Here is a 17977-nt window from a genome sequence, read left to right on the forward strand (position 1 = left end):
ATCGGAACCGGAAAAACGCGCGCGCCCAGAGGGCGCCTCCCGCAACGTCTGGCTGACCAGAGTTGCGCTATCGGAGGCGCCCTTGGGCGCGCGCGATTAACAGCAATGCTTGAAGCGTATCAGTGCACGTCTTTCCAGTATTCACGCTTGAGCAGATAGGCGAACACAAAGAAGAACGCCAGGTACAGCAAGACATAAGTACCGATGCGCTGATGTTGCAGCTTAACCGGGTTAGCCGAGTAAGCCAGGAAGGTTACCAGATTCTTGACCTTCTCATCGAACTGCTCTTCGTTCAGAGCGCCAGTCTTCGGCACGATGACCAGTTGATCACACGCCTCATGCGTCAACGGCGTACCGGTCAGTGGGTCATATTGCTTCTTGCCGTCCTCGACGATCGGCACCTGCTTGCAGTCTATGATCTGACGACCTTGCAGACCGACCAGTACGTTAGGCATGCCGACGTTCGGGAAAACCTTGTTGTTTACGCCCCACGGACGTGCCGGATCTTCGTAGAACGACTTCAGGTAACCGTAAAGCCAGTCGGTGCCACGCACTCGCGCCACCAGGGTCAAATCCGGTGGTGCCGCGCCGAACCAGGTCTTGGCGTCAGCCGGCTGCATGCCAATGGTCATGTGATCGCCGATCTTGGCACCCGTGAACACCAGCTTCTCCAGCATCAGTTCGTGCGGCACACCGAGGTCATCGGCGACGCGCTCATAACGCTGGAACTTGGCGCTGTGGCAGCCCATGCAATAGTTGCCGAAGGTGCGCGCACCGTCCTGCAGGGCAGCTTTATCGGAGACATCAATGTCTACTTTTTCCAGCTCCGGACCACCGTGTTCAGCAGCGAACGACAGCACAGGCAACGCAGCAAAAATCAGAGCAAAAAATAACTTTTTCATCAGCCAGTCACCCTTTCCGGAACCGGTTTGGTCTTCTCGAGCCTGGTGTAGAACGGCATCAGAATGAAGTAGGCGAAGTACAGGAAGGTGCAGACCTGCGAGAGCAAGGTTCGCTCCGGTGTCGGAGCGAGAACACCGAGAACACCGAGAATCACGAACGAAATGCAGAACACCAGCAGCCAGATTTTGCTCAGCCAGCCTTTGTAGCGCATCGACTTGACCGGGCTGCGGTCAAGCCACGGCAGCACGAACAGCACCGCAATCGCCGCCCCCATGGCGATAACGCCCATGAGTTTGTCAGGGATCGCACGCAGGATTGCGTAGAACGGTGTGAAGTACCAAACCGGCGCAATATGCTCTGGTGTCTTGAACGGGTTAGCTTGCTCGAAGTTTGGTTTTTCGAGGAAGTAGCCGCCCATTTCCGGGAAGAAGAACACAATAAAGCAGAAGATAAACAGGAACACCACGACACCGACAATGTCTTTCACGGTGTAGTACGGATGGAAGGCAATGCCGTCCAGCGGGATGCCGTTTTCGTCCTTGTGCTTCTTGATGTCGACGCCGTCAGGGTTGTTCGAACCCACTTCGTGCAACGCCAGAATATGCAGCACCACCAAGCCGAGAATCACAATCGGCAGCGCGACAACGTGCAAGGCAAAGAAGCGGTTCAGGGTGATTCCGGAGATCAGATAGTCACCACGAATCCACTGGGTCAGGTCGTTGCCGATGACCGGAATCGCACCGAACAACGAAATGATCACCTGGGCGCCCCAATAGGACATCTGACCCCATGGCAGCAGGTAACCCATGAACGCTTCAGCCATCAGCGCCAGGTAGATCAGCATGCCGAACACCCAGACCAGCTCGCGCGGCTTCTGGTACGAGCCGTAAAGCAAGCCCCGGAACATGTGCAGATAAACCACGATGAAGAACGCTGAAGCGCCGGTCGAGTGCAGCAGACGCAGGATCGAGCCGTACTCGACGTCACGCATGATGTATTCAACGGAGGCGAAGGCTTCTTCTGCCGACGGCGTGTAACTCATCGTCAGCCAGACACCGGTGACGATCTGATTCACCAGCACCAGCAGCGCCAGAGAGCCAAAGAAATAGAAGAAGTTGAAGTTTTTCGGAGCGTAATACTTGCTGAGATGGTCTTCCCACATTTTGGTCGCAGGAAAGCGCGCATCAACCCAATCCATGAACTTGCTCATCACGCTTTCTCCGTATCGACGCCAATGACAATCAGGTCATCGGTCTCATAGGAATGCGGGGGAACTGGCAGGTTCAAAGGCGCAGGTTGCGACTTGTAGACGCGGCCAGCCAGATCGTAGTGGGAACCGTGGCAAGGGCAGAAATAGCCACCGACCCAGTCTTTACCGAGATCCGCAGGTGCCACTTCGGGACGGAAGGTTGGTGAGCAACCCAGGTGTGTGCAGATTCCGATCAGCAGCAGAATTTCCGGCTTGATCGAGCGCACTTCAGGGTCGACATAGGTGGGTTGCGTGGAGTTTTTGGAGGTTGGATCGGAGAGCTGGCCCTCGATCTTCTTGAGATTCCCCAGGATTTCCGCAGTACGGCGGACAATGAACACCGGCTGGCCGCGCCACTCAGCAATCATCTGCTGTCCTGGCTCGATTTTGCTGATATTCACTTTCACCGGTGCACCGGCGGCTTTCGCCTTGGCACTGGGAAACCATGACCCCACGAACGGGACCGCAGCCCCCACCGCTCCTGCAGCACCCACCACGGATGTGGCTGCTACCAAGAAGCGACGCCGGCCTGCATTCACGCCGTCATTGCTCATTCAGTCCTCTCCCATCAGCTTTTGTGGCCTGTTAAATCAGGCATCTACTAAATAAATCAAATGCTACTTATAAAAATTTTGCCGAATGGTAATGAAAAGCCCCAATTCTGACAAGGGAATTACCCGGAGCTCTTACCCTCAAGCCTTGCAGTATAGGGGGTCTACGGAAGTGGCAAGTTGTCGCAGCGCAATTCTTTGATAAATCGCAGGCATAAAAAAACGCCCGCTTCCGTGAGGAGGCGGGCGTTCTTTTTGAACGCGGAAGCGGAATTAACGCTTCGAGTACTGCGGACGCTTACGCGCTTTACGCAGACCAACTTTCTTACGTTCAACTTCACGGGCATCGCGAGTAACGAAGCCAGCTTTGCGCAGAGCGCCACGCAGGGTTTCGTCGTAGTCCATCAGAGCGCGAGTGATGCCGTGGCGGATTGCGCCAGCTTGACCACTTACACCACCACCGATCACGGTGACGTAGATGTCGAACTTCTCGACAGTCTCAGTCAGCTCCAGCGGCTGGCGAACTACCATGCGGGCAGTTTCACGGCCGAAGAAGTTTTCCAGCGAACGGTTGTTGATGGAGATGTTACCAGTACCCGGACGCAGGAAAACGCGTGCGGTTGCGGTCTTGCGACGGCCAGTGCCGTAATTTTGAGTCGCCGACATAATGTACTATTCCGTTAAAACTTCAGTTCTTGGGGCTGCTGAGCAGTATGTGGGTGTGCAGCGCCCGCATAGACTTTCAGCTTACGGTACATGTCGCGACCCAGTGGGTTTTTAGGCAGCATGCCTTTAACCGCGGTCTCGATCACGCGCTCAGGGGCTTTAGCGATCAGCTTTTCAAAGTTGATCGACTTGATGCCGCCCGGGAAACCGGAGTGGGAGTAGTACATTTTGTCAGTGGTTTTAGCACCGGTAACACGAATCTGCTCAGCATTGATTACGACGATGTAGTCGCCGGTATCAACGTGAGGAGTGTACTCAGGCTTGTGCTTGCCACGCAGACGGCTCGCGATTTCGGTGGCCAGACGACCCAGGGTCTGACCAGCAGCGTCGACGACAAACCAGTCGCGCTTTACTGTTTCCGGTTTAGCAGTAAAAGTTTTCATTCTTTATAGCCTCAGGGGCCGCCCTGTAAATTAGACGGCGGATCTTACTGAATAGTGCGTACTTTGACAAGTCAAAGGCAGCCGGATACAGACGCTTTCGGGGGCTCGGGTCGGCGCGTCCGTTCAACGGCAAGATTCTTCGGCGGCGGCGCATCACTTCCACTGCAGAAAGAGGTCGGCAATTATGCAGATTGCGAAAAATATTTCAACCTGCTTTTATGATTGTTTTGCCCAAGGAGCACCTGATGGACTATCGCCAGCTAGGCCGTACCGACCTGAACGTGAGTGCAATCTGCCTCGGCACCATGACCTGGGGCGAGCAAAACACTGAAGCTGAAGCCTTCGCGCAGATCGAACGGGCCAAGGAAGCCGGGATCAATTTTATCGACACCGCCGAGATGTACCCGGTGCCGCCGAAAGCCGAAACCTATGCCACCACCGAGCGCTATATCGGCAATTACTTCAAAAGTCGCGGCGATCGCGCCGACTGGATACTCGCCAGCAAGATTGCCGGTCCCGGCAACACCATCGACTACATCCGCGACAAAAACCTGCGCCATAACCGTCAGCACATCACCGCAGCGGTGGATGCCAGCCTCGAGCGCCTGCAAACCGACTACATCGATCTGTATCAATTGCACTGGCCGGAGCGCAGCACCAACTTTTTCGGACAACTGGGCTACAAGCACAAGATCGAATCCAACCTGACGCCGCTCGAAGACACCCTCGAAGCACTCGACGAACAAGTAAAAGCCGGCAAAATCCGCCACATCGGCCTGTCTAACGAAACGCCGTGGGGCACCATGCGTTTTCTCGCACTGGCAGAAGCCCGTGGCTGGCCGCGCGCGGTATCGATCCAGAACCCGTACAACCTGCTCAACCGCAGTTTTGAAGTGGGCCTGGCGGAGATCGCCATCCGCGAACAGTGCGGCCTACTGGCCTATTCGCCGCTGGCGTTTGGTTTCCTCTCAGGCAAGTACGAGGGTGGCGCGCGTCCGCCGAAAGGACGCCTGAGCCTCTACAGTCGCTTCAGCCGCTATTTCAATGCGCAGTCGGAAGCAGCATGCAGCCGCTATGTTGCACTGGCCCGTGAACATGGCCTGGATCCGGCGCAAATGGCGCTGGCGTTCGTGACGCAGCAACCGTTTGTCACCAGCAACATCATTGGGGCGACGACGCTTGAGCAACTGGACAGCAACATTGCCAGTTTTGATCTGAAGCTGTCGGATGAAGTACTGGAAGGGATTGAGGCGATTCACAAGGATCATCCGAATCCTGCGCCTTGATTCAACGCTAAAAGCTTCGCGAGCAGGCTCGCTCCCACAGGTACGGTGATCCACTGTGGGAGCGAGCCTGCTCGCGAAGAAGCCTGCCAATGCAGCGAAGATCAAAGCGACCGCGCAATGATCTCCTTCATGATTTCATTGGTGCCGGCATAGATCCGTTGCACCCGCGCATCCGCCCACGCCCGGGCCACCGGGTATTCCCACATGAAGCCGTAGCCGCCATGCAACTGCACGCACTCGTCGAGCACCTTGCATTGCAGATCCGTACCCCAGTATTTCGCCATCGCTGCCGTCGGCACATCCAGCTTGCCTTGCAGGTGCAGCTCCAGACATTTATCGACGAACACCCGGCCGATCTGAATTTCCGTGGCCATCTCTGCGAGCTTGAAGCGAGTGTTCTGGAAGTCGGCAATCGCCTTGCCGAAGGCCTTGCGATCGCGGGTGTAATCAAGCGTCCACCGCAAAGCCGCTTCGGCCGAGGCCAGGCCACCGATCGCCACTGTCAGTCGTTCTTGCGGCAACTCCTGCATCAGATAAGCAAACCCTGCCCCGGCCTGCCCCAGCAGGTTTTCCTTCGGCACACGCACATCCTGGAAAAACAATTCCGAGGTGTCCTGGGCCTTCATGCCGACCTTCTCCAGACGCTTGCCCTTGTCGAAGCCCGGCGTATTCGCTTCCACCAGAAACAGGCTGGTGCCCTTGGCGCCGGCCTTCGGGTCGGTCTTGGCGACGACGATCACCAGGTCCGCGAGAAAGCCGTTGGTGATAAAGGTTTTCGAACCGTTGATCACATACTCGTCACCGTCCAGCACAGCGGTAGTCTTCACGCCTTGCAGGTCGGAACCGGCGCCCGGCTCGGTCATGGCGATGGCCGTGACCATCTCGCCCGAGACCAGTTTCGGCAGGTATTTGTGCTTCAGCGCTTCACTGCCGTAATGCAGGATGTACGGCGCGACAATGTCCGAGTGCAGCGAAAAGCCGATCCCGGTCAAACCCAATCTACCGACCTCCTCGATCACCACAGCGCTGTAAAGAAAGTCCGCCCCCAACCCGCCGTACTCTTCCGGCAGGTGCGAGCAGAGCATCCCCGCCTCGCCTGCCTTGTTCCACAGTTTGCGGTCGATATAGCCTTGTTTCTCCCATTGCGCATGGAACGGCACCGCCTCTTTCTCAAGGAAGGTTCGTACGCTGTCGCGAAACAATTCGTGCTCGGAGCTGAACAAGGTTCTGGGGATCATGCGGCACCTTTCTTTGTTGTTGGAGGAGATGACCTTCAGAGACTAAGCCTCCCCTCTGACACAGGACACTGGACACATCCGACAAAAAATAAGACGATCCAGCCGTCTGGTGACCACTTTCCCTTATAAAAACAAAACAAAAGTTGAATTATGTCCAAGCAAGTCTCCACGCCCTTGCGGCGCGTCAGCATCCTGGCAATCGACCGGGTTTTCGCCTCCACTCTCATGCAAGCCAAGGATTTCTTCCATCTGGCCAGCCTGCGGTATGGCAAACAACTGGGCCACGGCCTGACACCGGCATTCGAAACACGCCTGGTCAGCCCCGACGGCAAACCGGTGAACAGCTTCAGTGACGTCGTGATGCCGGTCGATGGTGGCCTGGAAAACGCCGATGTCATCATCCTCCCGGCGTTCTGGGACGATTTCGATACGCTGTGCAGCCGTTACCCACAAGTCCTGCCGTGGCTGCGCGAACAACACTCGCGCGGCGCCGTGTTGTGCGGCGAAGCCACCGGGGTCTTCTGGCTGGCCGAGGCCGGCTTGCTCAATGGCAAGGAAGCGACCACCTACTGGCGTTTCTTCAACGCATTTGCCGAGCGTTTCCCCAGGGTCTACCTCAACCAGGACAAGCACCTGACCGACGCCGACAACCTGTACTGCGCCGGCGGCACCACCTCAGCCTGCGACCTGTACATCTACTTGATCGAGCGCTTCTGCGGGGCCAACGTCGCCCAAGCGGTGGCGCGCGACATTCTCTATGAAGTGCAGCGCAGCTATTCGCCGGGACGCATCGGTTTTGGTGGGCAGAAGCTGCACCAGGATGTGATCATCCTGCAGATCCAGCACTGGCTCGAAGAGCATTTCGCCGACAAGTTCCGCTTCGAAGACGTCGCTCGCGAGCACGGCATGAGCATCCGCAACTTCATGCGGCGCTTCCAGACCGCTACCGGCGACAAGCCACTGCATTACTTGCAACGGCTGCGTATCGAGACCGCGAAAGGCTTGCTGTCCGGCAGCCGCAAAAGCATCAAGACCATCAGTTATGAGGTCGGCTACGACGATGCGAGCTTCTTTGCGCGGTTGTTCCGCCAGCACACGGAGCTGTCGCCGAATCAGTATCGGCAGCAGTTTCAGCAGGCTGCGTAGCCCTCTGCCCATACACAAACCCATGTAGGAGTGAGCCTGCTCGCGATTGCGTCCGTCCATGCAGTACTTATGTGACTGATCCACCGCTATCGCGAGCAGGCTCACTCCTACAGGGTATTGCGGTGAATTCTGGATATAAAAAAAGGGCCTGCAATTGCAGGCCCTTTTTTTGTCTCGCAAAATTGTTTAAGGCTTGTGCGCCCGCGACAGGAATTCGTGGGACTGCATTTCCAACAGTCGGCTCAGCGTGCGCTGGAACTCGAAGTTCAAACGGCCGCCGGTGTACAGATCCTTCAGCTCGACTTCAGCGGAAATGATCAGTTTCACGTTACGGTCGTAGAACTCGTCGACCATGTTGATGAAGCGGCGGGCGATGTCGTCGGTGGTGACGCTCATCTGCTCGACACCGCTGAGCAGCACGGCGTGGAAGATCTTGCCCAGTTCGATGTAGTCGTTCTGGCTACGCGGGCCGTCGCACAGTTCGCGGAAGTCGAACCAGGCCACGTCATCGCAGGTGCGCAGGGCACGGATCTCGCGGTTTTCGATCATCAGCACGTCGTTCTCGACCGCTGCGGTGCACTCTGGCGTCAGTGCCTTGAAGCTCTTGCGCAGACTTTCGTGAGCGGCTTCGTCGAGCGGATAGTGGAACAGTTCCGCTTGTTCGAGGTGGCGCAGACGGTAGTCGACGCCACTGTCGACGTTGACGATCTCGGTGTTCTGTTTGATCAGCGCAATCGCCGGCAAGAAACGCGCGCGTTGCAGGCCGTCCTTGTACAGACCGTCCGGAACGATGTTCGAGGTCGCGACCAGGGTCACGCCGTTCTTGAACAGTTCTTCCATCAGCGTGCCGAGGATCATCGCGTCGGTGATGTCGGAGACGAAGAATTCATCGAAGCAGATCACCCGCGACTCGGTCGCGAAGCGCTTGGCGATGATGGTCAGCGGGTTTTTCTCGCCGCCGAGGGTTTTCATCTCTTCGTGCACGCGCTTCATGAAGCGGTGGAAGTGGGTGCGGGTCTTTTCCTTGAACGGCAGCGCTTCAAAGAAGGTGTCGACCAGGTAAGTTTTGCCGCGACCTACGCCGCCCCAGAAATACAGACCTTTGACCGGCGTCTGATCTTTTTTGCCGAACAGTTTGCTCAGCAGACCCGGCTTGCTCTGATCGGCGGCGATCAGATCGTCGTACAGGCGCTGCAAATGACGCACAGCGGTTTCCTGCGCGGCGTCATGGAAGAAATCCGGGCGTTTCAGATCAGCTTGGTATCGTTCTAGGGGCGTCATAATTCGTTAGCAAGGCAACAAAAACGGGCCGTCACTGTAGCGATGGCCCGTGGGAATGGCAATCGGCCCTTGGTCGGACCGTGCCGCCGATTAGTCCTGAACCGGGGTCAGCGCGACGCGCAGAGCCTCGATGGCCGCATCCCGCGCAGCATCGTCGGCGAATGCCGGGCTGTCGCCAACGCACTCGCCTTCCAGCCACACGCTGAAGCTCAGGTCTTCGCTGCGCACGTCCAGCGGCTGGCCGGATTGCAGTTGCTTGGTCACCTGCCCGGCGGTTTTGCCGTCGGCGAAGTTGCGCGACAACAGCAGTTGCTCGCCATCGGCCGCCAACAGACGGAAACGGAAGCTGCCATCGTCTTCGCGGAAGCTGACGAAACGCGCGGCTTTCGCGGCTTTCTTCTTGGTGGTCGCAGCAACCTGAACCTGATTGACGAAAGAGCGCAGGCCAACGGCTTCGCGCAGTTCGTTGAGGAACGGCGTTGCCACGGCGCGGGCCTTCCTGGCGCCGATCTGCAGGATGTCTTCCAGATCTGCCGGACGTTCGATCAACTGGTGATACTTGTCGCGCGCTTCGCCGAGATCGTTGTCGAGCAACTGGAACAGACGGTTCTTCGCCTCGCCCCAACCCAGACCGCCGAGCAATTCGCTACGGAATTCGTCAGCCTGCGCCGGTGTGGCGAAAGCCTGGAACAGCGTAAACAAGTGCGAGTTGTCCGGATCTTTCGCTTCGCCTGGCGCTTTGGAGTCAGTGACGATCCGCGAAATCGCGTCCTTCATCTCTTTGGCGCTGGAGAATAACGGGATGGTGTTGTCGTAGCTCTTCGACATCTTGCGACCGTCGAGGCCCGGCAACGTCGCCACGCTCTCTTCAATCAGCGCTTCGGGCATGGTGAAGAATTCTTTGCCCTGACCGAACAGGTGGTTGAAGCGCTGGCCGATATCGCGGGCCATTTCCACGTGCTGGATCTGGTCGCGACCGACCGGCACCTTGTGCGCGTTGAACATCAGGATGTCCGCGGCCATCAGCACCGGGTAGCTGTAGAGGCCCATGGTGATGCCGGCATCCGGGTCTTCACCGGTTTCGACGTTCTTGTCCACCGAGGCCTTGTAAGCGTGCGCACGGTTGAGCAGGCCCTTGGCGGCAACGCAGGTCAGCAGCCAGGTCAGCTCAGGGATTTCCGGGATGTCGGACTGGCGGTAAAAGGTCACACGGTCGACATCGAGGCCACCGGCCAGCCAGGTCGCAGCGATTTCCAGACGCGAGCGCTGGATGCGCAGCGGGTCATCGCATTTGATCAAGGCGTGGTAGTCGGCCAGGAAATAGAACGAATCGGCATTGCTGTCGCGGCTGGCGAGTATCGCCGGGCGGATGGCGCCGGCGTAGTTGCCCAGGTGTGGCGTGCCGGTGGTGGTGATGCCGGTGAGGATACGGGTACGGTTCGTCATGGGTAATCGCTTGTCAGACTGCAATCAATTCGAGAGACGCGGCAGGATCAGATCCTTGAGATCGGTCAGCTTGCCATGAAAAAAGTGTCCGCATTCTGCCACTTTCAGCAGCTCATGGGGGCGCTGGAGTTTTTCCGACCAGTCGTAAACCAGCTGCGGATCGATGACTTCGTCGGTTTCTGGCTGGATCACCGTGAGTTCGCCGTGCTGTGGCAGTTGATCCTGCTCGCCCAGGCGCATGACCGCCGGCGCGACCATGAACAGATGTTTTAGCTGCACGCCCTGCGCTTCGAGACGGCCGCCGAGACTTGCAGCAACAAATCCGCCGAAGGAAAAACCGAACAGGGTCAGTGGCAGATTCGGATGTTTTTCACGCAGCCATGCAGCGGCAGCCTGAGCATCGTCGACCTCGCCGGTGCCCATATCGTGCGAACCTTCGCTGGCACCCACGCCGCGATAGTTGAAGCGCAAGGTGATCAGGCCCGCGTCGCGCGCGGTGCGCTGCAGGGTCGAGACGACTTTGTTGAGCATGGTGCCGCCCTGCACCGGGTTCGGATGGCAGATCAGCGCGATGCCGATTGGCTGCTCGTTATCCAGGTACAGAGACTCAAGTTGACCCACCGGGCCGTCAATCACTACAGGGGTTTCACGCATCAGCAAGGAAGGAACTCCGTGACCTCGAATCGGGTCGACTCGTCTAGCAAATTGTCTGTGCCAATCTATTGCGAGTGAATCGCGGTATACAGCGCAGGTTCGAGCCGTTAACGTAAAGCAAAGCCGTTTATAGAGGAAGGACTCGTGGAACACTCGCTCTTAGTTTGGTTGTTACCGACTCTTGCCCTGGTTGTGGGTGTCGCCATTGGATTCCTGATCGCGCGCGTTGCGCCGAACGCCGCGCCGAGCCGTACGCAGCGTCAACTGGATGATATCCAGGAGCGTTTCGACAGTTATCAAAACGAGGTGGTCACCCACTTCAACAGCACCGCGATGCTGGTCAAGAAACTGACCCAGAGCTATCAGGAAGTGCAGGATCATCTCGCCGAGGGCGCCAATCGTCTGGCCCTGGACGAGCAGACCCGCCAGCGCCTGATCGCTGCCCTGCACGCTGACGCTGCAGCGGCGCCACGCGAACGCCTGACGCCTCCGCGCGATCAGGAGCCACCGCGCGACTACGCACCGAAGACCCCGAACTCGCCGGGCATGCTCGATGAGCATTACGGGTTGAAGAAATAATCAGTCTTCGCTGACAAACAAAAAGCCCCCGGACAGTGATGTGTCCGGGGGCTTTTTTGTGTCTGTAATCTTCGGTGTTTGTAGCGGCCCCTTCGCGAGCAGGCTCGCTCCCACAGGGGAATGCATTTCAAATGTGGGAGCGAGCCTGCTCGCGAAGGGGCCGACACAGGCCAGACATAAAAATGCCCGATCACAGGACCGGGCATTTTTTCATTCAGGCATTCAGTTACGGATACTGCTGAACCGTACCCGGCTGCTGTTGCTGCTGACCACCATACTGCTGACCCGGAATCGCTTTCAGGTTGACTTCAACGCGACGGTTCTGCGCCCGGCCATTGACGTCACCGTTGCTGGCAATCGGGTTATCCGGACCGGCGCCACGGGCCGACAGGTTGGCACCGCTGACACCTTGCGAAGTCAGGTAGGTTGCCACGCTCTGCGCACGACGCTGGGACAGGTCCATGTTGTGCTGGCGGGCGCCGGTGCTGTCGGTATAGCCAACGATTTCGATCTGGTTCTGGCTGAACTCTTTCAACGAGCCCGCGAGATTGTTCAGCGGCTGATAGAAGCTGGAGGCGATGTTCGCCGAATCAGTGGCGAACGTAATGTTGCCCGGCATGATCAGCTTGATCTGATCGCCCTGGCGCTGCACTTCAACACCAGTGTTGGCCATGCTCGCGCGCAGTTTCTTTTCCTGCTGGTCGGCGTAATAACCGTAACCGGCAGCGGAAGCACCGACCACAGCGGCGCCGATCAATGCGCCTTTGCCGCGGTTGTCGTGACCGATGGCGGCACCGGCCAGTGCGCCGGCGAGTGCACCGAGGCCACCATACTTGGCGGTTTTGCTCATGCCTTGCGAGCCACCGTCGGCCTGGCCTTGATTGTCATACGGGTTAGGCGAGGCGCAGCCGGACAGCAAGGCCACGGCAGTAGCGACAATAATCAAACGACGCGTGGTGAACATGGAGAGCTCCTGGTTTTTCGCATTCTGTGGTGCAGCGGCCACTGGGTTAAATGGACCTGCGCGGGCGTTTGATCATGACAATGCACAAAAATTCCGCCGGGCACTCGTGACAAAATATTTAGGCGCGCACAAACGGGTTTTCGCGCATTTCATCACCCAGACGCGTATCCGGCCCATGTCCGGTCACCACGGTCGCGTCCTCGTCCAAGGTGTATAGCCGCTGCTTGATCGAACGCACGATGGTCGCCTGATCGCCGCCCCACAAATCCGTGCGCCCTACGCCGCGACGAAACAACGTGTCGCCCGCTATCAACAGCTTAGCCTCGGAAAACCAAAAGCTCATGGAACCGGGTGTATGTCCCGGCGTGTGCAGGGCAACGCCGCAACCGCAGGCCAGTTCTTCATCGTCGCTCAACCAGCGATCCGGTGACGGCACCGGGGTGTACGGGACACCGAACATCTGACACTGCATTTCGAGGTTGTCCCAGAGAAACTGGTCTTCCTTGTGCAAGTGCAAGGTCGCACCGGTTTTTTCCTTCATCTGCCCGGAGGCGAGGAAGTGATCGAGATGCGCGTGGGTGTGAATGATGCTGACGACTTTCAGGCCATGCGCATCGAGACGCGCCATGATCAGGTCGGAGTTGCCGCCCGGGTCGACAACGATGGCTTTCCTGGTAACGGGATCGCCGATGATCGTGCAATTGCACTGAAGGGGACCGACGGGGAAGGTTTCGCGAATCAGCGCGGTTGTGGCAACAGACATAAACATCCTCGACAGACGGTAATTAGCGTTTGCTCAGGATTCTACTGCAAGGGCCGATAAAGAACGCCAGGCCAGATATTTGGCGCCATTAATCAGAAAATAATGGCTCAATGATATCAAACGCACAAAATCTGGTGCAAAATCGCATTTTTTGTAGCGGTCGCATTCAGGAAGGGCCGCATAGTACTCAGGAAATTCCGCATGCCAACGCCCAAGACTTACTCCTTCGCCTTCCCTGCCTCATTGACTGGCAACGCTATCGTCGACAGCCTTATTTCCGGAAAATTCTGGCTGGGATCCGGCTGGAGTCCATCCGGGGCGACTAATTTGAGCTACAGCTTCATGGCGCCGGTAACTTCTTACTTCGTCACCGACTACAGCCCAAAAAATGAATACAACGCTCTGTATGAGCTGACGGCGGCACAGAAAACCGCAATAACCGGTGCGTTGGGTGCCTGGAGCGCGGTTGCCAACCTCAACTTCACGTTGACCAGCGACACCCTGACCAACGTTGGCGACCTGCGTTTTGGCGGCTATCGGTTGATGGATGACAAAACAGCGGCCTGGGCCTATTTTCCTGAGAATCTGCCTGCGGGTGGCGATGTCTGGGTCGGCGAGGCAACCAATGACCCGAATCCCGTCAAAGGCAGTTACGACTTCATGACGTTCGTGCATGAAATCGGTCATGCGCTGGGCCTCAAGCATCCGTTCGACACCAGTGCTACCAACAAGACTCTGCTGGCCCCTTCGCTCGACGATGTGCACTTCACGGTCATGAGTTACAACAGTAACTATTCCTATCAACCGACCACACCGATGGTTCTGGACATCTTGGCGATCCAGAGCCTGTACGGCGCCAATATGACGTGGCAGGCCGGTGACAACCTGTACAAATGGGCGGCGGACCAGTCGATTTTCGAAACCATCTGGGATGCCGGTGGCAACGACACGATCGATGGCAGCAATCAACTTGCGCCCGTCAGCATCAACTTGAATGAAGGCGCCTATAGCCAAATCGGAAAGGCGTTCGTCGATTACAACACTCTGACAGCGATCAACGACGGCCTGGCGATTGCCTATGGTGCCAAGATCGAGAACGCGGTCGGCTCTGTCTTCGATGACATCCTGACCGGTAACGCACTGAACAATACGCTCAATGGCAATCTTGGCGCTGACACCATGATCGGTGGCGACGGCATCGACACCTACTACGTCGACAACATCGGCGATGTTGTCATCGAAACCGATACCTCGCTGACCGCCATCGACCAGGTGTACTCCTCCATCGACTACACCCTGGGGGCCAACGTCGAGCAACTGATCCTGATCGGCAACGCCATCAACGGCACCGGCAACTGGACCAACAACACCCTCATCGGTAACGCCGGTGATAACGTGCTGGACGGACGCATGGGTGGCGACACCATGATTGGCGGTCTGGGCAACGACACCTACATCGTCGACAACATCTACGACAGCACGATTGAAACCAGCACCCTGGCGGGCGAAATCGATACCGTGCGCTCTTCGGTCAACTGGACCCTGGGCGCCAACCTGGAAAACCTCATACTGACCGGCAATGCCAACCTCAATGGCACGGGCAACTCGGTGAACAACGGCATCATCGGCAATGATGGCGATAACGTCCTTGACGGTGGCGTGGGTGCCGATGTGCTGGTCGGCGGTCTGGGCAACGACACTTACATCGTCGACAACGTCTCCGACATCGTAAGGGAAAACAGCACCCTGATCAGTGAGATCGATACCGTACGTTCTTCGGTGGACTGGACCCTGGGTGCCAATCTGGAAAACCTGGTGTTGACCGGCTCGGCCATCAATGGCAACGGCAACGCACTGAACAACACGCTGACCGGTAATGCACTGAACAACGTGCTCAACGGCGGCCTCGGCGCTGACACCATGATCGGTGGCGACGGCATCGACACCTACTACGTCGACAACATCGGCGATGTCGTCATCGAAACCGATACCTCGCTGACCGCCATCGACCAAGTGTACTCCTCCATCGACTACACCCTGGGGGCCAACGTCGAGCAACTGGTCCTGATCGGCAACGCTATCAACGGTACCGGCAACTGGACCAACAACACCCTCATCGGTAACGCCGGCGACAACGTGCTGGACGGCCGCATGGGTGGCGACACCATGATTGGCGGTCTGGGCAACGACACCTACATCGTCGACAACATCTACGACAGCACGATTGAAACCAGCACTCTGGCGGGCGAAATCGATACCGTGCGCTCTTCGGTCAACTGGACCCTGGGCGCCAACCTGGAAAACCTCGTACTGACCGGCAATGCCAACCTCAACGGCACGGGCAACTCGGCGAACAACGACATCGCAGGCAACGATGGCGATAACATCCTCGACGGTGGCGCGGGTGCCGACGTCCTGGTCGGTGGTCTGGGCAACGACACTTACATCGTCGACAACGTCTCCGACATCGTAAGGGAAAACAGCACCCTGATCAGTGAGATCGATACCGTACGTTCTTCGGTGGACTGGACCCTGGGCGCCAACCTGGAAAACCTGGTGCTGACCGGCTCGGCCATCAACGGCAACGGCAACGCACTGAACAACACGCTGACCGGTAACGCACTGAACAACGTGCTCAACGGCGGCCTCGGTGCTGACACCATGATCGGTGGCGACGGCATCGACACCTACTACGTCGACAACATCGGCGATGTCGTCATCGAAACCGATACCTCGCTGACCGCCATCGACCAGGTGTACTCCTCCATCGACTACACCCTGGGGGCCAACGTCGAGCAACTGGTCCTGATCGGCAACGCCATCAACGGCACCGGCAACTGGACCAACAACACCCTCATCGGTAACGCTGGCGACAACGTGCTGGACGGCCGCATGGGTGGCGACACCATGATTGGCGGTCTGGGCAACGACACCTACATCGTCGACAACGTCTACGACAGCACGATTGAAACCAGCACTCTGGCGGACGAAATCGATACCGTGCGTTCTTCCGTCAACTGGACCCTGGGGGCCAATCTGGAAAACCTGGTGCTGACCGGCTCGGCCATCAATGGCAACGGCAATGCACTGAACAACACGCTGACCGGTAACGCACTGAACAACGTGCTCAACGGTGGCCTCGGCGCTGACACCATGATCGGTGGCGACGGCATCGACACCTACTACGTCGACAACATCGGCGATGTCGTCATCGAAACCGATACCTCGCTGACCGCCATCGACCAGGTGTACTCCTCCATCGACTACACCCTGGGGGCCAACGTCGAGCAACTGATCCTGATCGGCAACGCCATCAACGGCACCGGCAACTGGACCAACAACACCCTCATCGGTAACGCCGGCGACAACGTGCTGGACGGACGCATGGGTGGCGACACCATGATTGGCGGTCTGGGCAACGACACCTATATCGTCGACAACGTCTACGACAGCACAATTGAAACCAGCACCCTGGCGGGCGAAATCGACACTGTACGCGCCTCGATTGACTGGACCCTGGGCGCCAACCTGGAAAACCTCATACTGACCGGCAATGCCAACCTCAACGGCACGGGCAACTCGGTGAACAACGGCATCATCGGCAATGATGGCGATAACGTCCTTGACGGTGGCGTGGGTGCCGACGTGCTGGTCGGCGGTCTGGGCAACGACACTTACATCGTCGACAACGTCTCCGACATCGTAAGGGAAAACAGCACCCTGATCAGTGAGATCGATACCGTACGTTCTTCCGTCAACTGGACCCTGGGGGCCAATCTGGAAAACCTGGTGCTGACCGGCTCGGCCATCAATGGCAACGGCAACGCACTGAACAACACGCTGACCGGTAATGCACTGAACAACGTGCTCAACGGCGGCCTCGGCGCTGACACCATGATCGGTGGCGACGGCATCGACACCTACTACGTCGACAACATCGGCGATGTCGTCATCGAAACCGATACCTCGCTGACCGCCATCGACCAGGTGTACTCCTCCATCGACTACACCTTGGGGGCCAACGTCGAGCAACTGATCCTGATCGGCAACGCCATCAACGGCACCGGCAACTGGACCAACAACACCCTCATCGGTAACGCTGGCGACAACGTGCTGGACGGACGCATGGGTGGCGACACCATGATTGGCGGTCTGGGCAACGACACCTATATCGTCGACAACGTCTACGACAGCACGATTGAAACCAGCACCCTGGCGGGCGAAATCGACACTGTACGCGCCTCCATCGACTGGGCCCTGGGCGACAATCTGGAAAACCTCGTACTCACCGGCAGCACCAACCTCAATGGCTCGGGTAACGCATTGAACAACAGCCTGACCGGCAACGACGGTAACAATTTGCTGAATGCCGGCGCGGGCAATGACCTTCTGATCGGCGGACTCGGGACAGATTCGCTGACCGGCGGCATTGGTGCGGACGTGTTCATTTTCAACGCTTGGAACGAGAGCGGCCTTGGCAGCCTGCGCGATGTCATCACGGACTTTAGCAGTGCCCAAGGTGACAAGATCGATCTGACCCACTTCGATGCCAACCTGCTGACCGCGGGCTTCAATGGTTTTTCCTTCATTGGCGCCAACGACTTCACCGGCGCAGGCCAGTTGCGCTTCGTCGACCAAGTGCTGTCGGGCAACGTCAGCGGCAACGTCGGTGCGGATTTTGAAATCCAGCTGGTCGGTGTCAACAACTTCAACGCCACTGATCTGGTGGCGTGATCTTCGTCGCGCTTGTACCGGCCGGTCTGTAGAAGAGACCGCAGCCACAAAAAACGCCCCGACTGGTTCGGGGC

General features: G+C 57.7%; 15 protein-coding genes. 4 read left to right on the forward strand and 11 right to left on the reverse strand.

Going from position 1 to position 17977, the window contains the following annotated elements; genetic code table 11:
• Positions 1-119: 119 nt before the first annotated feature.
• From PspR84_RS23875 to rplM, 5 genes are all read right to left on the reverse strand, one after another.
• Positions 120-902, reverse strand: coding sequence for a cytochrome c1 (locus PspR84_RS23875; RefSeq protein ID WP_160059353.1), 783 nt, complete (start codon positions 900-902; stop codon positions 120-122).
• Entirely contained in the window at positions 902-2113 is a 1212-nt protein-coding gene (locus PspR84_RS23880) for a cytochrome bc complex cytochrome b subunit (RefSeq protein WP_034156481.1), read from the reverse strand. Before PspR84_RS23880 ends, PspR84_RS23875 begins: the two co-directional genes overlap by 1 nt.
• Complete coding sequence (petA, locus tag PspR84_RS23885; protein WP_160059354.1) at positions 2113-2706, reverse strand: ubiquinol-cytochrome c reductase iron-sulfur subunit; 594 nt, start codon at positions 2704-2706, stop codon at positions 2113-2115. Before petA ends, PspR84_RS23880 begins: the two co-directional genes overlap by 1 nt.
• A 270-nt stretch (positions 2707-2976) precedes the next feature.
• Positions 2977-3369: a 30S ribosomal protein S9 gene (rpsI, locus tag PspR84_RS23890; RefSeq protein WP_008080273.1), complete on the reverse strand. Its 393-nt coding sequence runs from the start codon at positions 3367-3369 to the stop codon at positions 2977-2979.
• 14 nt (positions 3370-3383) lie between these two features.
• Positions 3384-3812 (reverse strand): 50S ribosomal protein L13, encoded by a 429-nt coding sequence (gene rplM, locus PspR84_RS23895; RefSeq protein ID WP_007917032.1) that lies wholly within the window; start codon positions 3810-3812, stop codon positions 3384-3386.
• A 245-nt stretch (positions 3813-4057) separates the two neighbouring features.
• Between rplM and PspR84_RS23900 the strand changes: the two genes are divergently transcribed.
• Complete coding sequence (locus tag PspR84_RS23900) at positions 4058-5098, forward strand: NADP(H)-dependent aldo-keto reductase (protein ID WP_160059355.1); 1041 nt, start codon at positions 4058-4060, stop codon at positions 5096-5098.
• Positions 5099-5199: 101 nt separating this feature from the next.
• Here PspR84_RS23900 and PspR84_RS23905 read toward each other — a convergent pair whose 3' ends face one another.
• Positions 5200-6336, reverse strand: a complete 1137-nt coding sequence (locus PspR84_RS23905) for an acyl-CoA dehydrogenase family protein (RefSeq protein ID WP_160059356.1) — start codon at positions 6334-6336, stop codon at positions 5200-5202.
• A 249-nt stretch (positions 6337-6585) separates the two neighbouring features.
• Here PspR84_RS23905 and PspR84_RS23910 point away from each other — a divergent pair, with 249 nt between their 5' ends.
• A complete protein-coding gene (locus PspR84_RS23910) occupies positions 6586-7482 on the forward strand; it encodes a GlxA family transcriptional regulator (RefSeq protein ID WP_174244530.1) in 897 nt (298 codons plus the stop codon).
• A 186-nt stretch (positions 7483-7668) separates the two neighbouring features.
• Here the strand turns inward: PspR84_RS23910 and zapE are convergent, their stop codons facing one another.
• From zapE to PspR84_RS23925, 3 genes are all read right to left on the reverse strand, one after another.
• Positions 7669-8763 (reverse strand): cell division protein ZapE, encoded by a 1095-nt coding sequence (zapE, locus tag PspR84_RS23915; protein WP_160059358.1) that lies wholly within the window; start codon positions 8761-8763, stop codon positions 7669-7671.
• A gap of 90 nt (positions 8764-8853) precedes the next feature.
• Complete coding sequence (locus tag PspR84_RS23920) at positions 8854-10209, reverse strand: tryptophan--tRNA ligase (protein WP_160059359.1); 1356 nt, start codon at positions 10207-10209, stop codon at positions 8854-8856.
• Positions 10210-10233: 24 nt separating this feature from the next.
• Positions 10234-10863 (reverse strand): alpha/beta fold hydrolase, encoded by a 630-nt coding sequence (locus PspR84_RS23925; protein WP_160060136.1) that lies wholly within the window; start codon positions 10861-10863, stop codon positions 10234-10236.
• Positions 10864-11007: 144 nt separating this feature from the next.
• Here PspR84_RS23925 and PspR84_RS23930 point away from each other — a divergent pair, with 144 nt between their 5' ends.
• Positions 11008-11442, forward strand: coding sequence for a DUF1043 family protein (locus PspR84_RS23930; protein ID WP_160059360.1), 435 nt, complete (start codon positions 11008-11010; stop codon positions 11440-11442).
• 226 nt (positions 11443-11668) lie between these two features.
• Here PspR84_RS23930 and PspR84_RS23935 read toward each other — a convergent pair whose 3' ends face one another.
• Both PspR84_RS23935 and PspR84_RS23940 read right to left on the reverse strand, forming a co-directional pair.
• Positions 11669-12406, reverse strand: coding sequence for an OmpA family protein (locus PspR84_RS23935; protein ID WP_160059361.1), 738 nt, complete (start codon positions 12404-12406; stop codon positions 11669-11671).
• A gap of 118 nt (positions 12407-12524) precedes the next feature.
• Positions 12525-13169: an MBL fold metallo-hydrolase gene (locus PspR84_RS23940; protein WP_160059362.1), complete on the reverse strand. Its 645-nt coding sequence runs from the start codon at positions 13167-13169 to the stop codon at positions 12525-12527.
• 201 nt (positions 13170-13370) lie between these two features.
• On the opposite strand from PspR84_RS23940, the gene PspR84_RS23945 reads away from it, so the two are divergent.
• Positions 13371-17903, forward strand: coding sequence for a M10 family metallopeptidase C-terminal domain-containing protein (locus tag PspR84_RS23945; protein ID WP_160059363.1), 4533 nt, complete (start codon positions 13371-13373; stop codon positions 17901-17903).
• The last annotated feature ends 74 nt before the right edge of the window (positions 17904-17977 follow it).

The organism is Pseudomonas sp. R84 (assembly GCF_009834515.1).
Classification (GTDB): domain Bacteria; phylum Pseudomonadota; class Gammaproteobacteria; order Pseudomonadales; family Pseudomonadaceae; genus Aquipseudomonas.